16 protein-coding genes are annotated in these 21817 nt (G+C 49.1%); 4 read left to right on the top strand and 12 right to left on the bottom strand.

The features are described 5' to 3' along the window. The 9 genes from SHK35_RS10460 to gpmI all read right to left on the bottom strand — a co-directional run. On the bottom strand, nt 1-953 hold a 953-nt coding region (locus SHK35_RS10460), incomplete at its 3' end, for an ABC transporter substrate-binding protein (protein ID WP_318709715.1). A 173-nt stretch (nt 954-1126) separates the two neighbouring features. After that, nucleotides 1127-2905: a peptide ABC transporter substrate-binding protein gene (locus tag SHK35_RS10455; RefSeq protein ID WP_318709714.1), complete on the bottom strand. Its 1779-nt coding sequence runs from the start codon at nt 2903-2905 to the stop codon at nt 1127-1129. Between the two features lie 83 nt (nt 2906-2988). Further along, nucleotides 2989-3951, bottom strand: coding sequence for an ABC transporter ATP-binding protein (locus SHK35_RS10450; protein WP_318709713.1), 963 nt, complete (start codon nt 3949-3951; stop codon nt 2989-2991). After that, complete coding sequence (locus tag SHK35_RS10445) at nt 3944-4957, bottom strand: ABC transporter ATP-binding protein (protein WP_318709712.1); 1014 nt, start codon at nt 4955-4957, stop codon at nt 3944-3946. Before SHK35_RS10445 ends, SHK35_RS10450 begins: the two co-directional genes overlap by 8 nt. Nucleotides 4958-4993: 36 nt before the next feature. Continuing rightward, the gene (locus SHK35_RS10440) at nt 4994-6049 is read right to left on the bottom strand and encodes an ABC transporter permease (RefSeq protein WP_318709717.1); all 1056 of its coding nucleotides are present in this window, start codon (nt 6047-6049) and stop codon (nt 4994-4996) included. Nucleotides 6050-6083: 34 nt separating this feature from the next. After that, nucleotides 6084-6995 (bottom strand): ABC transporter permease, encoded by a 912-nt coding sequence (locus tag SHK35_RS10435; RefSeq protein ID WP_318702426.1) that lies wholly within the window; start codon nt 6993-6995, stop codon nt 6084-6086. Nucleotides 6996-7478: 483 nt separating this feature from the next. Then, on the bottom strand, nt 7479-8798 hold the full coding sequence (eno, locus tag SHK35_RS10430) for a phosphopyruvate hydratase (RefSeq protein WP_318709711.1): 1320 nt from the start codon (nt 8796-8798) through the stop codon (nt 7479-7481). Nucleotides 8799-8871: 73 nt separating this feature from the next. Next, the gene (locus SHK35_RS10425; RefSeq protein ID WP_318709710.1) at nt 8872-9894 is read right to left on the bottom strand and encodes an aldo/keto reductase; all 1023 of its coding nucleotides are present in this window, start codon (nt 9892-9894) and stop codon (nt 8872-8874) included. Between the two features lie 69 nt (nt 9895-9963). Beyond that, nucleotides 9964-11505 carry a 2,3-bisphosphoglycerate-independent phosphoglycerate mutase gene (gpmI, locus tag SHK35_RS10420; protein ID WP_318709716.1) on the bottom strand — a complete coding sequence of 514 codons (1542 nt, stop codon included), beginning with the start codon at nt 11503-11505 and terminating at the stop codon, nt 9964-9966. A gap of 200 nt (nt 11506-11705) precedes the next feature. Here gpmI and SHK35_RS10415 point away from each other — a divergent pair, with 200 nt between their 5' ends. From SHK35_RS10415 to SHK35_RS10405, 3 genes are all read left to right on the top strand, one after another. Continuing rightward, nucleotides 11706-12887, top strand: a complete 1182-nt coding sequence (locus tag SHK35_RS10415) for a cation diffusion facilitator family transporter (protein ID WP_318709709.1) — start codon at nt 11706-11708, stop codon at nt 12885-12887. A 311-nt stretch (nt 12888-13198) separates the two neighbouring features. After that, nucleotides 13199-14923 (top strand): ABC transporter ATP-binding protein, encoded by a 1725-nt coding sequence (locus SHK35_RS10410; RefSeq protein ID WP_318709708.1) that lies wholly within the window; start codon nt 13199-13201, stop codon nt 14921-14923. After that, complete coding sequence (locus SHK35_RS10405) at nt 14923-16701, top strand: ABC transporter ATP-binding protein (RefSeq protein WP_318709707.1); 1779 nt, start codon at nt 14923-14925, stop codon at nt 16699-16701. Before SHK35_RS10410 ends, SHK35_RS10405 begins: the two co-directional genes overlap by 1 nt. On the opposite strand, the gene SHK35_RS10400 is transcribed toward SHK35_RS10405, so the two are convergent. Continuing rightward, a complete protein-coding gene (locus SHK35_RS10400) occupies nt 16677-17348 on the bottom strand; it encodes a thiamine diphosphokinase (RefSeq protein WP_318702433.1) in 672 nt (223 codons plus the stop codon). The two genes, SHK35_RS10405 and SHK35_RS10400, sit on opposite strands and share 25 nt — an antisense overlap. A 269-nt stretch (nt 17349-17617) precedes the next feature. Between SHK35_RS10400 and SHK35_RS10395 the strand changes: the two genes are divergently transcribed. Beyond that, a complete protein-coding gene (locus SHK35_RS10395; protein ID WP_318702434.1) occupies nt 17618-18055 on the top strand; it encodes a M48 family metallopeptidase in 438 nt (145 codons plus the stop codon). A 112-nt stretch (nt 18056-18167) separates the two neighbouring features. Here the strand turns inward: SHK35_RS10395 and SHK35_RS10390 are convergent, their stop codons facing one another. Both SHK35_RS10390 and SHK35_RS10385 read right to left on the bottom strand, forming a co-directional pair. Continuing rightward, complete coding sequence (locus tag SHK35_RS10390) at nt 18168-20720, bottom strand: extracellular solute-binding protein (RefSeq protein WP_318709706.1); 2553 nt, start codon at nt 20718-20720, stop codon at nt 18168-18170. After that, nucleotides 20717-21811, bottom strand: a complete 1095-nt coding sequence (locus SHK35_RS10385; protein ID WP_318709705.1) for an ABC transporter permease — start codon at nt 21809-21811, stop codon at nt 20717-20719. The genes SHK35_RS10390 and SHK35_RS10385 overlap by 4 nt, the downstream gene beginning before the upstream one ends. Between the last annotated feature and the right edge of the window lie 6 nt (nt 21812-21817).

Raw genomic sequence — 21817 nt, 5'->3', positions numbered from 1 at the left:
ACAGTCTTGATAATCAGGGTCTGAATCGCCGGCTTCACTCCGCGGTAATCCCCTGCAAAGTTGGGATTCACCTCAAAGACGCCCTGGCGGCTGGCCGTATCATAGCTCACAAAATTGTAAGGTCCGCAGGTTACCTGAGGATTATAGCGGTATCCGGTATCCGGATTGTTGATGGTCTCCTGCAGCAGCTCTGTGGTGAAATCACCGGAAATATAGGCCCCCTCTTCGCTGTCCACCACATCGCAGCCAGGCGCGATTACAAACAGGGGACGGGGCATGCTGCTCGCATAAGTAATATCATAATGGAAGGGAAGTTCATCCGCCTTTACCGTGAGGGAATATGTCATATCGTCCACAAGGCGGACGCCCTGGAAATACTCCGTCTCCCCTGCCAGATACTCCTCGTATCCAACATAATAAATGCCGCTCAGGCTGGGATAGCCGTCCACCTGGTTCATCTCAGGGCTGGATTCCAGCAGCATCTGAAATACATAATCCTTTGCGGTGATGGGCGTTCCGTCACTCCAGGTCAGACCGTCGTTTATGGTAATCGTGTAGGTCTTGGTGCCATCCTCGTTTTCCACTTCCTCATGGCTCTTTACAACGGTCGGATTGTATACAAACTCTCCTTCCTTTGTATACGAAACAGTCTCATAGCCGTGAATCAGATCATAGGTTTTGTAGTTGGTTGCCGTGTTGTTGAAGGCCGTATCGTAAAACTCTCCCTCCAGATCAGTGACAAAGCCAAAAATCAACTGTCCGGACGGTGTCTCAGGTTTTACGGACGCCTCCTCCGCCTGCGTTTCTGCAGATGCCTGTGCGCCTGTCTCTTCGCTGGAGGACGAAGGATTCTCGGACGCATTATTCGTCACGCCTTCCTGTCCGCCGCACGCAGCCAGTGAAATGGTAAGCGCGCCAGCCAGCAAAAGAGAAAATAGTCTTTTCTTTTTCATAATTCCTCCTTTAATTTATTTGAATAATGTTAATTCATTAGTTTACTTTATCAAAAGCCATGTATTTTGTCAACATTTTGAAGCATTCTGCTTTCTTCTCCAAAAAATAAGTAAAAAAAGCCAGGCGCATAAGCGCCCGGCTTCTCTCACCAAACGGATTCAAACAAAACTACTTATCTGCCAAACTGACAGTCGTTATTTCCACTGTCGGTTGTCCACATTTCCAGCATGTTGATAGGATCGTTGAAGTCTGCCAGCCATCCATTGCGGGCAATGTCATAATTGCCGGCCTTTCTCTCATCCAAAAATACATTCCAGTCAACAGTCTGGATAGTCATATCAATGCCGATCGCTGCAAAATCCTGCTGCAGCGCCTCTGCTACTGCCACATGTCCTGTACCGTCATTGGTCAAGTACTCGAAGGTGATAGGAGTCTCTGCGGACAGCATACCATTGTCATCAAATACATAACCTGCAGATTCTAACAGCGCAATTGCCTCAGCCACATTTTCCTCGGAATAAGAAGGATTGAAGTAACCTACATCCTCCGCATCAGGATAGGTGTACGCGTCGTCGTTCTCCTTAAAGATACCGCCGTGTCCATCAGACATTCCTGTAGGAATGAAGGTGTTGGCAGGCTCCTGGCCGGTCTGTCCGATATTCTCTGCAATGTAGTCACGGTCAACCAGGAGAGCAAATGCTCTTCTCATAGCGTTAGCCTGTGCAGGAGTTTTATCTGCAAACAAATCACTGTTTACATTGAAGGATACATAGTAGGTGCCCAGGTTGTCCACAATGTAGAATTCGGGATTGTCTAACAGGGACTGAATCTCATCGTTGGGAACCGTATCAATAAAGTCAAGGTTGTCTGCATTGTATGCCGCATAAATTGCAGTATCGTCTGCGCTCAGCATAACCTCGATGGTCTCAACCTTAACCTCATCCGCTCTGTGGTAGTTGGGATTCTTGGTCATGATAATGGTCTGGTCATGGGTCCAGCTGCTTATAGTGTAAGCGCCGTTGGTCACGAAACCAGCTTCCTGACACCATGCGCCAGGGTTGGTCTCCCAGTCAGCCGCAGCCTCTACCTCACTCTGCTTTACAGGATAGTAAGCAGGGAAGGCAAGCAGGTCAAGGAAATATGCACAAGGAGAATCGAGCTCTATGGTCAGGCTCTGTCCATCCTCGCTTGCGGTCACCTTCAGGGTGCCATCCTCGTTTGCTGCAATTACATCAAACATGTAGGAATAATCCGCAGCAGTCTGAGGATTTACAGCACGGTTCCAGGAATATACGAAATCATTTGCGTTCAGCTCAGAGCCATCGGACCATACAAGGCCGGGAACCAGATTAACGGTATAGGTCAGTCCATCCTCGCTCACGGTATAGTCAGCTGCAAGATCAGGCTGTACATTGCCGTCTGCATCATAGGTAAACAGTCCGGAAAAGCTGTTTACAATCATACATGCGCCGTCAACGGAGCTGTTCAGAGCGGGATCAAGGGTATCAGGCTCACTTGCAAGATTGATTCTCAGTGTCGTCTCAGGAGCTTCTGCAAACATAAAATATTTGAAGCCGTACAGATTGGAATAGATGTTGGTCACATCAGATTTCTGCATATAAATGTCATTGTAGTAATACAAAGGCAGAATTGCTCCGGTTTCCATGATCATGTCCTCAGCCTGATGCATCAGCGCCTCACGCTCCACATAATCTGTGGTGGTCTTGATCTGGCTGATCAGGTTGTCATATTCAGTCCAGTTTGCGGGATCCACTGCATCCTCTGCAGAAACAGCCTCTGTAGATGCCGCTTCTGTGGACTCTGCCGCACTTTCGGTGGAAGCAGCCGCAGATGAAGATGAAGTATCTGCAGGCTCTTGTGTAGAACCACAGGCGGTCAGAGAGCCCAGCGCCAAAACAAGCGCTAAAGAAATTGCTGTAAATTTCTTCATAATAAAAATCCTCCTTATTTCTTTTCCGTTTGGATTTAAAATATAATATCAAATGTTTCCATTTGGTATTAGCACAAGATAAGTTATCGATTATGGCATGCAGCCATATGCCCGTTTCCCTTGTCCTCCAGAGCAGGACACACCTCGGCGCACTGCTCGGTAGCATAACGGCAGCGGGTACGGAAGGGACAGCCTGTGGGCATGTGCATAGGGCTTGGCACATCTCCTGTCAGCACAATCCGTTTACTCTTTTTGGCAATGACAGGATCAGGAATGGGCACCGCACTCAGCAAAGACTCTGTATAGGGATGAATAGGGTGGTCATACACCTCATCCGCATCACCGATCTCCACCACCTTGCCAAGATACATCACGGCAATCCTGTTAGAGATATGACGCACAACCAACAGGTCATGGGCAATAAACAGATATGCCACACCCAGCTTCTCCTGAAGGTCCTCAAACATATTGATAACCTGCGCCTGAATGGATACGTCCAGGGCGCTCACAGCCTCGTCACAGACAATAAACTTGGGATTTACCGCAAGAGCTCTGGCGATACCGATACGCTGTCTTTGTCCGCCAGAAAACTCATGGGCGTAGCGGGTGGCATGCTCTGCATTTAAGCCAACCAGCTCCATAAGATTCAAAATCTTCTCCCGGCGTTCCTTCTTATTGCTATAGAGCTTATGCACATCCAAAGGCTCTCCGATGATGTCCTCCACCGTCATACGGGGATTTAAAGAAGAATAAGGGTCCTGGAACACCATCTGCATATTTTTGCGGTGTTCCCGCATATTCTTTGCTGTGATTTCCTCTCCCTCAAATTTTATCGTGCCTGCGGTAGGCTCATACAGCCGCAGAATGCTTCTGCCCACCGTGGTCTTGCCGCAGCCGGACTCTCCCACCAGCCCCAGGGTTTCTCCCGGTTTAATATAAAAGGAAACGCCATCCACCGCCTTCAGGGGTGTGGTCTGAAACAATCCTGTCTTAATGGGAAAGTACTGCTTTAAATCCTCTACCTCGATCAAATATTCCTTACTCATTTGCAGCACCTCCCGCTTTTTGTGTCTCCATCATCTTCTTATAGGTAAGCCAGCAGGAAGCAAAGTGCCCGTCCGGCACCTGTACCTGGGGAGGAACCTCCTCAAGACAGATTTTCATGGCCTCATCACATCTGGCGCAGAATGCGCAGCCCTTTGGCATATTCAGCAGATTGATAGGGGTTCCCGCAATGGGCACCAGCCTCTCCTTGCTGCCGTCCGCCTTGGGAATAGAACGCAAAAGTCCCTTGGTATACTCGTGGCTGGGGCGGTAAAAAATATCCTCAGCCGTGCCCCTCTCGCAGACCCGTCCGCCATACATCACAATGATTTCATCACACATATCTGCAATCACACCCAAATCATGGGTCACCATGATAATGGCCATCCCCAGCTTTTTCTGCAGCTCCTGCATCAGCTCAAGAATCTGTGCCTGAATGGTAACGTCCAAAGCAGTGGTCGGCTCGTCTGCAATCAGGATATCCGGCTCGCTGGCCAGGGCCATAGCGATCATAACACGCTGGCGCATACCGCCGGAAAGCTCGTGGGGATACTGTTTGATTCTCTTTTCCGGCTCATTTACTCCCACCAGCTCAAGCATCTCCACAGCCCGCTCCTTTGCCTGCTTCTTATCCTTGTCGGTGTGCAGCCGAATGGCCTCTACCAGCTGATTTCCGATGGTAAAAACAGGATTTAAGCTGGTCATGGGGTCCTGGAAAATAATACTGCAGCATTTTCCCCGGAAGCCCCGCATCTGCTTTTTGGTAAACTTTGTCACATCCTGTCCCTTGTAGAGCACCTCTCCCTGGGTGATTCTGCCGGTGTCAGCCAATATCCGCATGATAGAATAGGCAGTTACGCTTTTGCCGGAGCCGGACTCTCCCACAATTCCCAGGATTTTCCCCGGCGCAAGATTAAAGGTAACGCCGTTTACGGCCTTTACTTCCCCGGAATCGGTAAAGAAGGATGTATGCAGATCCTTCACCTGTAAAATATATTCTTCACTCATTGTTCCTCTTCCTTTCCAACCCTGCGTTTCCAGGTCCTATTTTTTCAGCTTCGGATCAAAGGCGTCGCGCAGTCCGTCGCCCAGCAGGTTGAAGGAAAGCACAATCAGGCAGATTACAATAGCCGGCAGCCAAAGCTTCCACGGATAGCTCTGCAGGCCCTCTCTGGCTTCATTGGCCAGACTTCCCAGAGAAGGCATAGGTGCGCTTACGCCCAAGCCCAGGAAGCTTAAATAGCTCTCCGTAAAAATTGCGGAGGGCACCTGCAGCGCAGTGGAAATAAAGATCACGCTGATACAGTTGGGGATAATATGCTTTCTGATAATTCTTCCGCTTTTTGCGCCGGAAGCCTTCGCCGCCAAGACATACTCATTGTTCTTGATGGTAAGAATCTGGCCTCTCACCAGCCTTGCCATGCCTACCCAGTAGAGCAGGCCGTATACAATAAACAGGGCAATCATGTTCACGCCCAGTCTGGCAAAAATAGTGCCTTGAATGACGCTGGACAAAACCTCGTCCAAAACCACAGACAACAGGATGATAATCAGCATATCCGGCAGCGAATAAATGATGTCCACGATACGCATCATAATCAAGTCCACTCTTCCTCCCAGATAGCCTGAGATGCTGCCGTAAAGCAGACCAATGATCAGCACCAGGATGCTGGCAAACAGTCCCACCGCAAGGGAAACTCTGGTGCCGTATACAATACGCATAAAGTAATCCCGGCACTGGGCGTCCGTACCCATAATGTGGGGAAACACCTTTCCTCCCTCAGCCATATACTCCTGTTCCATTTCGGAATATTCAAAGGGGGCAAGATTTTTTGCGGTTTTGTCCCTCACACCGTTCACCGTGTTGATCTGAGAATAGCTGTAAGGCACCACCATTGGTGCAAAAGTAATCACAAGCAGGATAAATATAAGAAAAATAAGGCTCATAACCGCCAAGGGGTTTTTCATCAGCTTTCTCATGCCATCCTTAAAAAAGGTGGTGGACTCGCTCATAACATCCTGCTGGCGTTTTTCTTCCTCGGTAGCCTTTTCAAATTTGGCCAGATTGATCTGTGTGCTGAATAAATTTTTATTCGGCATCTTCTCTGTCTGCTGTTCCACGTAAAGTCCTCCTTTAATCCAGTTTGATTCTCGGGTCTATCACCTTATACACAAGGTCCGTAATCAGGTTCATGGTCACCATAATCGCAGCCAGAAATATGGTGGTTCCCATAATCATGGTATAATCGCGGTTGGTGATGGCGGAGACAAACTTACTGCCCAGGCCGCCCAGGGTAAAGATGTTCTCTACAACCAGGCTGCCTGTCAGAATGTATGCGGTCATAGGTCCCACATAGGTAATTACCGGAATCACCGCATTTCTTAAGGCGTGCTTGAAAATCACCTTCCAGCCGGCCACACCCTTGGCATTGGCCGTCCTCACATAATCCTGTCCCAGCGCATCCAGCATACTGGTCTTTGTAAGACGCGTAATGTATGCCATAGGGTACAGCGCAAGGGCAATCACCGGCAGCGTATAATGAGTTTTATTTGCATCGTACACAGGAAACCAGCCAAGGTATAAGCAGAATACATAAAGAAGCATAGTAGCCAGCACAAAGCTGGGAACAGCCGTGGCCAGTGTTGTGAAAAATACGATCAGACGGTCTATGATCGTGTTGCGCTTCAGTGCCGCAATGCTCCCCAGCACCAGCCCCACAACAGTGGCAAGCACAATGGCCATACCGCCCAGCTTTGCAGATATGGGGAAGGACTCTCCGATGACTGTGGAAATGCTTCTTCCTGTTTTCAGGGAAACTCCCAGGTCTCCATGGAAAAAGTTGTTCAGATAAATCATAAACTGCTCCAAAACAGGCTTGTCCAGATTATAGCGCGCCTCCAAAACGGCCTGCACCTCTTTGCTGGGTGCCTTCTCCGAATTGAAAGGCCCCCCGGGAATAGCATTCATCACAAAAAAGGTCAGCGCTGAAATAATAAAAACAGTAACAATGGCGAGCAGCACCCGCTTTATGACGTATCGGTACATTTTCTCACTCCTTCGATTTTTCTTCGTACACTTCAAAGCACTGCAGTCCAAACAATGCGCTCTAAAGCGAAAAAACGATGATGCGCCTCAAAAAAGCCGTTCATCATCGTCCGACTTTTTGTATCTTACAATAATTTATTCCTTCTGCCAATAAAGAAAAATCTAGCAGGAATGGGGTTTTTTAGCGCATAATATGGCAGATTGCATACAATTATGCAGTTTTTTTGTCCGTATACTGCATACTTTTGTCCGCCTGTGCGCTTCTTTTTTCATGAATAAAAATGCTTATAATTCATTCGTTCTCAAGAAATCATTTTAAGCTTCTACATTTTTCAGCAAATTATTTACACATTATGAATGTTATGTATAAAAATTCATAATGGCGCACAGGGCAATCTCCCCGGTGCGCCAAAATCAAAGCCTTTTTTTTGTATCTTTTGCACAAAAAAACTTGTTTTGTGTATTTTTTGTGAAATTTGCATTTTACAGCTTCCGAAAGGGATCCATATACTGAGCAGCGCATCCAAGTTCCTCCTCAATACGCAGCAGACGGTTATATTTTGCCACTCTGTCGCTCCTGCAGGGCGCTCCGGTTTTGATCTGCCCTGTATTCAAAGCCACCGCAATATCCGCAATGGTGGTATCCTCTGTCTCGCCTGACCGATGAGATATCACTGCCTTATATCCGTTTTTATGAGCCATCTCCACTGCCTCAAATGCCTCTGTGAGTGTTCCGATCTGATTTACCTTCACCAAAATAGCATTTGCCACATTCAGTTTTATTCCGGCGTCCAGCCGTTTGGTGTTGGTAACAAACAAATCGTCTCCTACCAGCTGGATTTTATCTCCCAGCCTTTTTGTGAGCTCCTGCCAGCCGTCCCAGTCATCCTCCGCAAGCCCGTCCTCTATAGATATTATAGGAAACTGCGCTGCAAGCTCCTCATAATAAGAAATCATCTCTCCTGTGTCCCTGACAATCTCCTGTCCCTTCAGACGGCTCTCTCCAGGAAAATGATACATCCCTGTTTTTTCATGATAAAGCTCGCTGCTTGCCGCATCCATGGCAATCTTGATATCCTGCCCGGGTGTGTATCCCGCCGCTTTTATGGCCTCCACCAGGAGGGAAAGCACACTGAACGCATCCGGCAGATCAGGTGCAAAGCCGCCCTCATCTCCTACGCCCGTAGACAGATTCTTTTCCTCCAGTATTTTTTTCAGGTTATGGTAAATCTCCGCACAAATGCGCAGGCCATCCCCAAAGCTTTCCGCCTGCACAGGCATAATCATAAACTCCTGAAAATCCACCGTGTTGGCCGCATGCTTTCCGCCATTTAAAATATTCATCATGGGTACAGGCATCAGTCTTGGACCCACGCCGCCCAAATAGCGGTACAGGGGAAGTCCCACTGCGGCTGCCGCAGCCTTTGCCACAGCCATGGACACCGACAGCATGGCATTGGCTCCCAGATTTCCTTTGTTTTCCGTCCCGTCCGCCTCCATCAGCATCCTGTCTATCACAATCTGTTCCAATGCGTTTTTTCCCAAGAGCACACTGGCTATTTTCTCATTAACATTTTTTACGGCATGCTGTACGCCAAGGCCGAAATACCGCGTCTCTCCGTCCCGAAGCTCCACCGCTTCAAACCGGCCTGTGCTGGCCCCCGAGGGCACCGCCGCAAGACCCGCATATCTGCGCCCATTTTCCCTGTTTTCTACTTCCACCTGGGCTTCCACAGTGGGATTCCCTCTGGAATCCAGAATTTCTCTGGCGTGTACCTCCTTTATTTCCAAATACTGCTGCATAAAAAAAGCCTCCTTATGGGATACAATCATTACATCAAGATGAAGTATCTCCAAAAGGAAGGCTTTTATACCTTTAGCAGACCTTTCCTGCCAGAATTTCACAATAATCCTTATAATTTTTTTCAAGCAGGGCCGGTGTGTCCAGGCCATAAGGACATTTCGACCTGCACTTTCCGCAATGCAGACAATCCTCGATCTTTTTCATTTTCGCCTGCATTTCTTCCGTAAGCTGTGCCGCTGAAGGCGCCCTTCTGATCATAAGGCTCATACGGGCACAGTTATTGATTTCAATTCCCACAGGACAAGGCATACAATATCCGCAGCCTCTGCAGAAGTCTCCCGAAAGCTCTTTTCTGTCCTGCTCGATGACCGCCGAGAGGGTTTCATTCAGCTTTGGCGGGTTGTCGATATAGCATAAAAACTCATCCAGCTCCCGCTCTCTTTGCACGCCCCAGATGGGAAGCACATTGTCATACTGGGCCAGATAGGCATAGGCCGCCGCAGAATTGGTAATCAGCCCTCCCGACAACGCTTTCATTGCGATAAATCCCATGCCGGCCTTTCTGCTTTCCTCCACCAGGGCGATATCCTTGTCCGTAGCCAGATAACTGAAGGGAAACTGCAGCGTTTCATATAGGCCGCTCTCCACTGCCTCATGAGCCACCTTAAGTCTGTGGTTGGTAATGCCGATATGCCGGATCATTCCCTTTTCCTTCGCCTTCAGCATGGCCTCATAAAGACCGGTGCTATCCTCCGGCTTAGGGCAGAAGGCTGGATTGTGAAACTGATAAAGATCAATGTAGTCTGTCTGAAGCATTTTTAAGGAGGTCTCTAAATCGCGCCAAAAGCCCTCTGCATCCACCGCTCCGGTCTTGGTGGCGATATAAACCTTTTCCCGCATTCCCAAAAAGGCCTCTCCCACCTTTTCTTCACTGTCCGTATAATATCTGGCAGTGTCAAAAAAGGTTATGCCATATTCATATGCCTTGCGCAAAAGCCTTACCGCCTCTTCCTTGGATATCCTCTGGATCGGCAGCGCTCCGAAGGCATTTTTCTGCACGGTAATACCTGTTCTTCCCAACGTAACTTCAGCCATTTTTCCTCCTCCACAGCACTTTCTGCAAAAGCGTGGTTCCTGCAGAATCATGTTTTTAAGACGGCTCTCTTATTTTTTTATCAGAAGGGATTTGCCCGTCATTTCCGCCGGCTGTTCCATTCCCATGATCTCAATCAGAGTAGGAACGATATCCGCCAGACAGCCGCCGTCCCTCAGGGTATAGGCCGGATCATAATTTACCAGAAGGAAGGGCACCTGGTTGGTGGTATGGGCCGTAAAGGGCTCCCCTGTCTCATAGTCCACCAGCTGCTCTGCGTTTCCATGGTCCGCACAGATAAACATCACGCCGTCCGTCTCCTTGATGGCCTCCACTGCCTTTCCCACACAGGCATCCACAGCCTCCACAGCCTTCACAGCCGCTTCCAGCACACCAGTGTGTCCTACCATGTCCGGGTTTGCAAAATTGATGATCACTACGTCATACTTTCCTGAGCGGATGGCCTCCGTCAGCTTATCACAAACCTCATAGGCGCTCATCTCAGGCTTCAGATCATAGGTTGCCACCTTGGGAGAATTTACAAGAATTCTGTCCTCGCCCTCGTTAGGCTTCTCCACACCACCGTTAAAGAAAAAGGTCACATGGGCGTATTTCTCCGTTTCCGCAATGCGGGCCTGGGTCATGTGGTGTGCTGCAAGCCATTCCCCAAAGGTATTGGTGATGGAAACCTTGTGGAAGGCCACTTCTTTGTTGGGGATGGTGGGGTCATAATCCGTAAAGCATATAAAGACGATATCTTTTCTGGGTCCTCTGTCAAAGCCCTTGAAATCATCGTCGCAAAAGGCTCTTGTAATCTCCCTTGCCCTGTCGGGACGGAAGTTAAAGAATACAACGGAATCCTTATCTGAAACCACCGCCACAGGCTTTCCGTCCTCCAGTACAACAGTGGGCTTTACAAACTCATCCGTCTCGTCCCTGTCATAGGATTCCTGAATGCCGCTGATGCCGCTTTCAGCGATCAGTCCCTCTCCCTTGGTCATAGCATCGTAGGCCAGCTTCACACGATCATAGTTGTTGTCCCTGTCCATAGCGTAGTAACGCCCCATGACGGAGGCAATTTTTCCTGTGCCGATCCTGTCCATCTCCTTTTGGAGCTCCTGGGCAAATTCCTTTCCGCTGGCAGGGGGCGTGTCCCTTCCGTCCAGAAAGCAGTGCACGTAAACCTTATCAAGGCCGTTTCTCTTTGCCAGCTCCAAAAGCCCATAAAGATGAGTGTTATGGCTGTGAACGCCTCCATCGGACAAAAGCCCCATAAGATGTAAGGCGCTGTTGTTTTCCTTACAGTTTTCCACCGCCCTAAGCAGGGCGGGATTTTCAAAAAAGGTGCCGTCCTGAATTTCCTTTGTGATTCTGGTGAGCTCCTGATACACGATGCGTCCTGCTCCCATGTTCAGGTGTCCCACCTCGGAATTTCCCATCTGGCCCTCGGGAAGCCCCACAGCCATGCCGCTTGCATTTCCTCTCACAAAAGGATATTCCTGCATCAATTTATCCATAACAGGAGTCTGTGCCTGTGCCACGGCATTTCCCTCAGTTTTGTCATTCAGGCCATAGCCGTCTAAAATCATTAAAACTACCGGTCTCTTGTTCATATTTGTCCTCATTTCTGCGCCGCCTTCTACGCCTCCCGGGTTTTCGGCGGCAGCGCGGCCGCAAACCCGGATTCCTTAGCAAATTATACACGCAAAATTCCCGCCACGCAATAGTAACTTCCCCAAAGAAAGGATTGTTTTTTCTCAAATGACGCTATAAAATGTACTGTAAAACTATTTGCATATAGGAGCTTACTATTATGATTACCCTCTTATCCAAATTTTTCATCAAAAACAGAGAAAATACACAAGACCCTGGCGTGCGGCAGGCCTACGGGGTTCTCTGCGGGGCAGTCGGCATTTTCCTAAATCTGCTTCTCTTTGGAAGCAAATTTCTCGCAGGTATGCTCAGCGGTTCCATCGCCATCACCGCAGACGCCTTTAACAACCTGTCCGACGCAGGTTCTTCCATCATCACCCTTATCGGCTTTAAAATGGCGGGACAAAAACCCGACCCGGATCACCCCTTCGGCCATGGGCGCATCGAATATATTTCCGGGCTTTTTGTCTCCGTCATCATACTGCTTATGGGCTTTGAGCTTATAAAAAGCTCCGCAGAGAAGATTTTTCACCCGGAAGAGCTTACATACAGTCCCACGGTCCTTGTGATCCTCTTAGCCTCTATCCTGGTAAAATGCTATATGGCCGCTTACAACAAAAGCATCTCCAAAAAAATAAATTCCAGCGCCATGAAAGCCACCGCCACAGACAGCTTAAGCGACTGCCTGGCAACCGCCGTGGTTTTAGCCGCCACACTGATCTCCCATTTCACCGGCCTTTCTATTGACGGCTGGTGCGGCGTTTTGGTAGGTCTGTTTATCTGCTACGCAGGCTTCGAAGCCGCCAAGGATACCATAAGCCCTCTTTTAGGCCAGGCGCCGGATCCGGAATTTGTAAAGCAGGTGAACGACATCGTCATGTCCTATGACGGTGTTCTCGGTATACACGATATGATCGTACATAATTACGGCCCCGGCCGGATTCTGATCTCCCTGCACGCAGAGGTTCCCGCAGACGGCGACCTTCTCACCCTGCATGATATGATTGACGTCATCGAGCATAAGCTGCGGGACACTCTGCACTGCAGCGCCGTGATCCACATGGACCCGGTCTGCGTTGGGGACGAAGAAACAGAGCATCTCAAGGAGCTGGTAACCGGATACCTGAAGGAAATATCCCCCTCCATCTCCATACATGATTTTCGGATTGTAAAGGGTCCCACCCACACTAACGTGATTTTTGACATAGCGGTCCCCTACGATTTTCCCATGACAGACGAAGAGCTCATAGAAACAGCACAAAGACGCATCCAAAGGGAAAATCCCAATTACTTTGCAGTGATCGAGGTGGATAAGCAGTACGTTCCCGAAAAAGAGGGTTGACATTTTTTCTCAGAGGAGGTACTGTAAAAGCAGTTATTTCATTCACAAAAACAAAAATTCAGGAAAGGAGGCAGCAGTATGAAGGGAATGACACATGTATTATATTTAGAATATTGTTTCTGTTATGCAGTTGCCTCGGGAGACATTTGCGGTAATTAAAGGCGTATTTGTTTTTGTTCCTTTTGTTTCGTCCTCAAAGTCCATGGCGGCATGTCTGCCATGGGCTTTTTTGCGTTCTGCAGACTGCGCTGTAAATGTGGGGAAAAGGGACAAATATCCGGGGTACATACTTTTCTCAGGGAGGGATTCATTTGAAAAAAATATCACAATATATATGGGAGCATATCTGGGGATACCTTGCGGCAGTTGTCTGTCTCATTGTAAGCGTAGCCTTGGATATGCTTTCCCCACAGCTCACCAGGCGCATCATAGACGATGTGATCACAGCGGGAAGGCTTACGCTTCTGCCCTGGCTTTTGGGGGGCATCCTTTTGATCGGGCTTGGAAGGTGTATTTTCACCTACATAAAGGAATACCTGTTTGACACCATCGGCTCAAAAATCAGCTCTTTTATGCGCCGCGACCTGTTCTGCCATCTTCAGGGGCTGTCCGCCGATTTTTACGACAAAAACAATACCGGAGAGCTGATGGCCCGGGTAAAGGATGACATTGACCGCATCTGGGACGGACTGACCTTTGTCGGCATGCTCGTCATAGAAGTGATTATTCACACCGCCATGGTGCTTGTCTGTATGTACAGGCTTGACCCAAGGCTCGCCGCGATTCCCACAGCCGCCATGCTTTTCTGCGGTATTCTGGCCGTCCTGCTGGAACAGAAGCTGAACCGGATTTACGATGAGATCAGTGAGGAAAACGCCAGACTGAACACTGTAGCAGAGGAAAATCTGGCAGGTGTACGCACCGTAAAGGCCTTTGCCCGGGAAAAATTTGAAATACAAAAATTTCTTTCCCACAACAGCCGCTATTATGAGCTGAATATGGAGCAATCCCGGGTTTTTGTAAAATACCATCCTCTGTTTACCCTTGTCACCAAGCTGCTTCCGCTTTTGGTACTGCTTCCAGGCGGGTATCTAGTGATTGCGGGGGAGCTTTCCCTGGGCTCTCTGGGTGCCTTCCTTGAGTACTCCACCAACATTGTTTGGCCCATGGAAATGATCGGCTGGCTTACCAACTCCCTCTCCAGCGCGGCAGCCTCCAACCGGAAGCTGAAAAAGATATACGCCGAGACTCCCAGCATAAGGGAGGCGGACTCCCCTGTGGTGCTTCCTCAGATTCAGGGCGCCGTCACCTTCCAGGACGTAAGCTTCAGACGAGGGGACACGGATATCCTTCGCCATATCAGCTTTCATATACGGCCCGGCGCCACACTGGGAATCATGGGAGCAACAGGCTCTGGCAAAACCTCCATCATACAGCTTTTGCAAAGGATGTACGACTGCACGGAGGGAACCATTTTGGTGGATGGCACAGATATCCGCAGCCTTTCCCTGAAACAGCTTCGGGGAAACATTTCCGTGGTCATGCAGGACGTCTTTTTGTTTTCCGACACCATTCAGGACAATGTACGTCTGGGAAAGCAGGATCTCCTTGACCTGGAACAGGTAAAGGAAGCCTCTCTTGCCGCCATGGCGGGAGGCTTTATCGAAAGGCTGGAAAAGGGTTACGACACCGTGATCGGGGAAAGAGGCGTGGGACTGTCCGGCGGCCAGAAGCAGCGCATCAGCATCGCCCGGGCGCTGGCCAAGAAAAACCCCATTCTGGTGCTGGACGATTCCACCTCCGCTCTTGACATGGAAACGGAGCATAAGATTCAACAGACCCTTCGTGGGCTGAAGGGCGTCACAAAGCTGATTATCGCCCACCGCATCAGCGCTGTTCGCCACGCAGATGAAATTATTTTCCTGGAAAAGGGTGAAATTGCAGAGCGGGGCACTCACGAGTCTCTTCTGGCCAAAAAGGGACTTTACTACGAAACCTATCAGGCACAATACGGAGCATTTACGGAGGTGATCTAATGCCTGTCAATTCCTTCAGAGAAGATGAAAAGAGCATTGAGGCAGGAAAAACAAAAACACTGCTTCGTCTGTTTTCCTATCTTCTCGCCTACAAAAAAGAAATATTATTTGTGCTGCTTCTTATGACCTGCTGTGTGGGAGTCACTTTGATCAATCCTCTCATGATAGAGGCCGCCATCGACGATCACATCGGCTCAGGGGATTATCCAGGCCTTTTCCGTCTGATTGCAGCAGCAGTTTTCTTAAATCTGACCATGGTTCTTTTTATCAAGCTGCGCATGCGCATTATGAACCAGGTCTGCAACAGCATTTTGATGGATATCCGCCAGGAGCTTTACACCCATATTCAGACCCTGGATTTCCACTTTTTTGACAGTCGTCCCACCGGAAAAATCCTGTCCCGGATCATCGGAGACATTAATTCCTTAAAGGATGTGCTGGGCAACTGCGTCACCACGCTGATTCCTGATTTTATCACCATCTGCTGCGTTGTGGCAATCATGGTAGCAAAGAGTCCGGCACTGACGGCGGCCTCCTTATGTTCCCTGCCCGTGATGGCCGCCGGTATGTGGTTTATCCAGGTGCTCTCCCACAAAAGATGGCAGATATTCCGCAAAAAATCCGCCAACTTAAACGCCTTCGTGCATGAGGATCTCTCAGGAATGCGGATTATACAAAGCTTTACTGCCCAGGAGGAGACAAACAAAACCTTCCTTCGGCTGGTGGAGGAGCATCGCACCGCCTACAACAGCGCCGTGCGGATCAACGACGCCATGGGCTCCGTCATCGACCTGTGCTGGGGTGTGGGCTGTGCGGCCTTGTATTACATGGGAATCGTGGTGATCGGCGTAGAACAGATCTCGGTGGGAACGCTGCTTGCTTTTGGCAGCTACATCAACATGTTCTGGCGGCCCATCATGAATCTGAGCAATTTTTATACCCAGATTATCACCAATCTGGCGGCGGCTGAGCGTATTTTTGAGATACTGGACACTCCTTCCGAAATCACAGATGAGGCAGACGCTGTAGAAATGCCGCCCATAGCCGGAAGCGTAACCTTCGATCACGTAACCTTTGCTTATTCCGACGCTCCCGGCGTAAACGTCCTGCAGAATGTAAGCTTCCACATCCGTCCGGGAGAAACCATTGCGCTGGTGGGGCCTACCGGAGCCGGAAAGACCACTATCGTAAATCTGATCAGCCGGTTTTATAATGTCTCCGGGGGACGGGTGTTAATAGATGGACAGGATGTGCGCAGGGTGACCCTGGAATCCCTCCGCTCCCAGATGGGCATTATGACCCAGGACAATTTTCTGTTTTCCGGCACTGTCCGGGAAAATATCCGCTATGGCAGACTGGATGCCACAGACGAAGAGATTGAAGCTGCGGCAAAAGCCGTAAATGCCCATGAATTTATTATGAAGCTGGAAAAGGGCTACGACACGCAGTTAAGCGAACGAGGCGGAGGGCTGAGCGTAGGCCAGCGGCAGCTTCTGGCATTTGCCAGAACCTTTCTGTCCATGCCCCGTATCCTGATTTTGGACGAGGCCACCTCCAGCATCGACACCAAGACCGAGCTTTTGGTTCAACAGGGAATTGATACCCTTTTAAAGGGACGCACTTCCTTTGTGATTGCCCACAGGCTTTCCACCATTCAAAAGGCGGACAGAATCTTTGTCATCGATCAGGGCGGCATCCTGGAGGAGGGTACGGCAAAGGAGCTGCTTGCCAAAAAGGGAGCCTACTACCGGCTTTATATGGCACAATTTGCCTTGTAGGAAAAAATACAGAGCAATGCTCCATCCCTTACGCTGACACTGGCCGGCTGGCCGGTAAATTCATTGCTGATTCCAATGGGAAAGTCATTGCGCATGGTGTAATCCGCAAGAGGATATTTCATTCCTCTTAAGGTCACGCCCTTTGCCTCCTTTCCCATGGAAAACAGCGACAAAATGCCTTCCATGTTCCCCTTAAATTCCATTGTTTCATTCTGCAGGACAAAGATCACAGCATCCCCATCCACAAGATATCCTGCGGCATTATGATTCTTTAAATACAAAAGGCACTGGAAATTTGCCAGGGTGTGATCCAGCCGTCCTCCACAGCCGGCATAAATGCGAAAATCCGCATACCCAAGAGAAAGACCATGCTTTAACGCCGCCAGCATATCTGTGTCGTCCTTTTCGGGAGGAAGCGTAATAATTCTGTGGGGCATCTGCTCCTTAAGCTTTTCAATAGCCTCTCTCTTTTTTTCACTGACAGAATCAAAATCCCCTATGATAAGATCCGGCTTAAGCTTAAGCTGACTACAGTAGGAAAACCCTCCATCCACCGCAATCACATAGTCCTCCTCTTCTGTCAAAACCTCACTGACAGAAAGCTCTCCCGCACCTATCACAATACATTTTCCCTTTCCTGATACCATAGGCTGTCTCCTCTCGTTTTCTTCATTCTTATAGGTAATTGTGAAACTCGCTCCCTGGTATTAGAAACTGGGCGTAATAACCAAAATAAGGGTGACTAGCCACTGCTTCGGAACCCGTTTTTGGTTATTATGACCAGGTTCGTGACTTTGTCAGCGAGTTTCGCAATTACCTATCTTCATTCTTATTTACATTTTCAAAAAACCGGCGTATGATAAGGGAAATCCGGCTGCTGTCTGCAGTCGGAAATTGATTCCAGAAAGGCAGATTTATGACAGCTGCATATTCCAATCTCCCAAAAACCTTATCTGCTGCCGAAGAAAAACGGCTTCAGGCCATGGAGCGACGCTATCGAAACGCCGCCAAATCCATTTTTGAGGCAAGAGCTTCTTATTTCCTTCCCTACACCGGAGGCAGCTATACCTCCATTACCATACGGGACCAGAAAACCCGCTGGGGAAGCTGCTCCTCTCGGGGAACCCTGTCCTTTAACTACAGGCTTCTGTTTGCGCCGCCAAAGGTACTGGACTACGTGGTAGTGCATGAGCTCTGCCACCTGACCCATATGAATCACTCCAGGGATTTCTGGAAGCATGTGGAGAGTGTTCTGCCCGACTATAAGCAGTATCGAACCTGGCTGAAAGAACACGGTCATGAGCTCACCCTTGAAAATTATCTGCTGCGCCGGGGAATCCCCTTAACTTTATAAGCGCTCCGGCAGAATTCTCCCCTTCTTTCTGCCGTCAGCCTGTTTTACAAAAAAAGAGACCCGGAGCCATGAAAGGAAAATCCCCTCTTCATGGCCCCAGCCCTCAAAAGCTCTATCTGTTTTCAGATACGTAAATCTGTGCACGGCTCTGAATCACCTGTGCAACCTCTTTAGCTGATTTCTGGCCGGTAAAGTACGCCTCAACCTCTTCCTCCAAAATCTTGGAAATATCCTGATTATAATAAGAACGTGTATTTACGGACCGGATAAATTCCACCACCTGGTCAATCTGCTCCTGGGTCATGGGCTCCAGCTCGATGTTCTCCCCGTTCATATAAAAGGTTTCGCTGTACTCCACCTTGTTTCCGTTTTCATCCAGATAATAAGGCTTATTCAAGGCCTCCTGGGCCTTCTGTGTAAAGATATCACTGGATATGGGCAGTCCGTATTCAACAGTCTCCTGATATTCGTCTGTCAGATAGTAGCGCACAAACTCCCAGGCTCCTTCCAGATTTTCCGATCTGGCAGAGAGGGCAAAGGAATTCCCAATGTCGATGGAGGAGCCGTTTCCGCTCTCCGTAGGGAAACCGATAAAGCTGATTTCCTCGCCAAAGGAGCCGTTTATGGTATAATTCATAGACCTGACACTGCTGATATAGCAATACATCAAAACGGTTCTGTTTTCCCTATACTGGGACTCGTAGCTGTTCCAGTAATCATCGTTATAATAGTCATCCGGCAGATTCTCCGGCAGTTCATTTGCAAACTCAAGTATATCGATAAAATTCTGAGAATCAAAGTTGCACTTGCCGGTGGAGACATCCACAAAGTCCGTACCGCAGTACCGCATCATCATATTCATAAAGCTGCTCCTGGTCAGCTCTCCGATCATAGCGGTGCCCTCCGGCAGGCTTGCCTCCAGCTCCTCAAATTCCGCCATAGTCCAGCTGGTTCTGTCCCCTACAATGGATTTCTTGCCCGCCAGCGTCATCACATTAAAATAGGGAATTACCTGATACAGCTTACCCTCTATGGAGTAGGCTTCAAAAACGTTCTGCATAAATTCTGTCTGGGACAGCTCTTCATCGGATTCAATAAGGCTTCCCACATCCGCAATCAAGCCCTTGGAAATATAATTTTCAACAGGAGTATTGGCATCCACCACAAGGATATCCGGCATATTTCCGGAAATGATATCATTGTTCAGCTGCGTATATCCCGCATTGTAATCCTCCGTAGTGGCATAGGATTGATATTCCCGCAGCACAATCCTGTACTGATCGCTGCTCTTATTGAAATCTACCACTCTCTGCCTTACATCCGAGTTTACGTAATTAGCTGCCAGCACCAGCACCTTTTTATCAGGAATATCCTCCGGGTCCACCTTGGTGAAAATCCCTACGTTGCTGTCATAATTGATGCTGTCGTAATAAAGCCCCACAAACCTGGTGTCATCCAAAACGATCACACTGCTCATACTGGAAATGTTCATATCCGAGTTCACAAAGCTCATCATCTGTGTAGGCTCCGTATCCCCTATATTGTAGGAATAGACGCCGTTACTGGTTGTAACAATCAAATCCGTGGTGGTTCCTGCTGTCATGCTGTTGTAGCCGCCCGTGGAAAAGCTCTCCGGCATCTGTACCCCCTCACTGAGGGTATCCGTGTTCGGGTCATAGGTGGCAATGTACATTTTCGACCAATCGCTTTCATCATAATAGGTCACCACAATGACGCCGTCCGGTTTTACCATAAAGTTACTTGCGTTTTGCAGCACCGAGGTGCTGTCGGACAGCTGCTTTCTCTCAGATACATTTCCCTGTGCATCCACCGTGCTCATCTGTACGCCGTCCCCGGTATACAACACTCCCATTCCACCGTCCGACAAAGGCACCAGAGAGCTGATGTAGGCATACTCCTGCTGATAATCTATGGTTTCCAGCGGATACTCTCCCAGAAGCGTACCCGCCATATCCCACTTGCAAAGGGAATTCTCCTGTCTGCTGACCACATTTTCCGGGTCGGAATAATCCTCATAGCTGTAGGTTTTCACTGCGTAAAGCATTCCGTCCCCGGTAAAGGTATAGTTCGCATAGCCGGTATATTCGTAGACGGAGGAGGCAAGAGGCTCCGGTGTGACCATGAGCATATCCTCAATCTCCTCCGACTCCACCACATCAGCTTCCACGTCAGTCTCCGCGTCAGTCTCCTCCTGCGCTGCTTCTGCTCTGGGCAGTATCATCAGGTCATTGTCTCCCGTTTCTTCCTGATTCTGTCCTGCCTCCTCATCCGGGGTCTCCTCCTGCGCTTCTCCCTCCTGTCCGGCCGCACCGCTTCCTGCCGCCGACGTCTGCAATTCTATTTCCTGCAGGCCTGTTCCATCCTCATTCAGGGAGATCAGCCTCAGCTCCTGACTGCTGCCGGTATCATTCCAATTATACACATTTGCCAGCAGATATATCTTTCCGTCGCTGAAATAACCCCTTTGTATGTCAAAGCTGTCCCCCATCTGCGGAATCTCGATATCCTGACAGGAATACACATACTGCTTTGCCAGATTGGGATCCGCGCTCACCTTATCCGTACCGCCGCAGGCAGTAAGCCCAAGAGCCATGGCTGCGGTAAGGCACAGGCTCATCCCCTTGCGAAACCATTTCTTTCTCATAAAATTTCTTCCTCCTCACTCTTTGGCACGCCTCTTTGGCTGCGCAAAGTTTTACGCCTTTCACGGGCCTGTTCCATCCTGCGCTCCATCCAGTCCCTGCACCAATGCCACACATCCTTCAGGGTCCAGCCCTTGTGCCTCCACCATCTGATAAAGACAACAAGCAGTAAAATTACCGGATACAGGAGAAACAAAAGCATCAGGCCCGTAAGCAATACAATGATATCCTCATAGCCTCTTGCAATATTCTCCCAATAGGGATATATAATTGCCTTTCCATTCATGGAGCGGGTGCCGAAGGCCATAAGCAGCTTTAACCTGGAAACCAGAGAATATCTGGAGGTATTTTCCAGCACCTCCATCTCCTTTTCCTCAACGCCGATATTTTCCTTCACGTGGTTGAGGGCAAAATTGCTCACAGGATTTGGCATGACAATTTCATAATGATTGATCCCATTATTATTCCCATACAGCTCCAGGGTCTCATAGGACACATAGACCAGGGTGCTGTCAAGCCCCGCGGCAGATGCAAGTCTTCCCTCCTGCCTTTCTATTACGCCCGTGACCATATGAGGGACTCCCGAAATGTAAACCGTCATTCCGGCCACATCATTGGAGCCAAACAGCTGCCATGCAGCATCCTCATCAAGCACACAGTAATCCTGCATCAAATCATTTCCCGAAAAATAGGAGCCTGTCAGCAGCTTCTCCGGATGAAACAAGAAAAAATCACCGCCAATTCCAATGGCGTCTGCTTCCAGAGAAGCCCGTTCGGTGGTAAGGGTAATGCGGCCATCTGCGCTGTACGCATCCGCCCAAAGCCTTGCACCCGGATTTTCCGATTCCTGAGTGATGGATGCCTCCAAAAGAGCCTGATCCATGGAATGTTCAAATTCCTCTATGGAATCCTTGGTAATACCCGCATTGGGGGAGAAAAAGCAGCTGACCTGGGCCACATCCTTTTCCTCGCTCCAGCGCTCGGCCATCTGCTGAGAAAGCTGCTTTTTCGCCATATGATTGGATGCCAGGAGCAAAATCAGGAAAATCAGGAAGGATACCCCAGCGCTTATGCTTAGCACATATTTTTTCATGATCCA

The organism is Candidatus Acetatifactor stercoripullorum, assembly GCF_944382095.1.
GTDB lineage: Bacteria > Bacillota > Clostridia > Lachnospirales > Lachnospiraceae > Acetatifactor > Acetatifactor stercoripullorum.
This window is presented reverse-complemented; position numbering and strand designations above follow the sequence as displayed.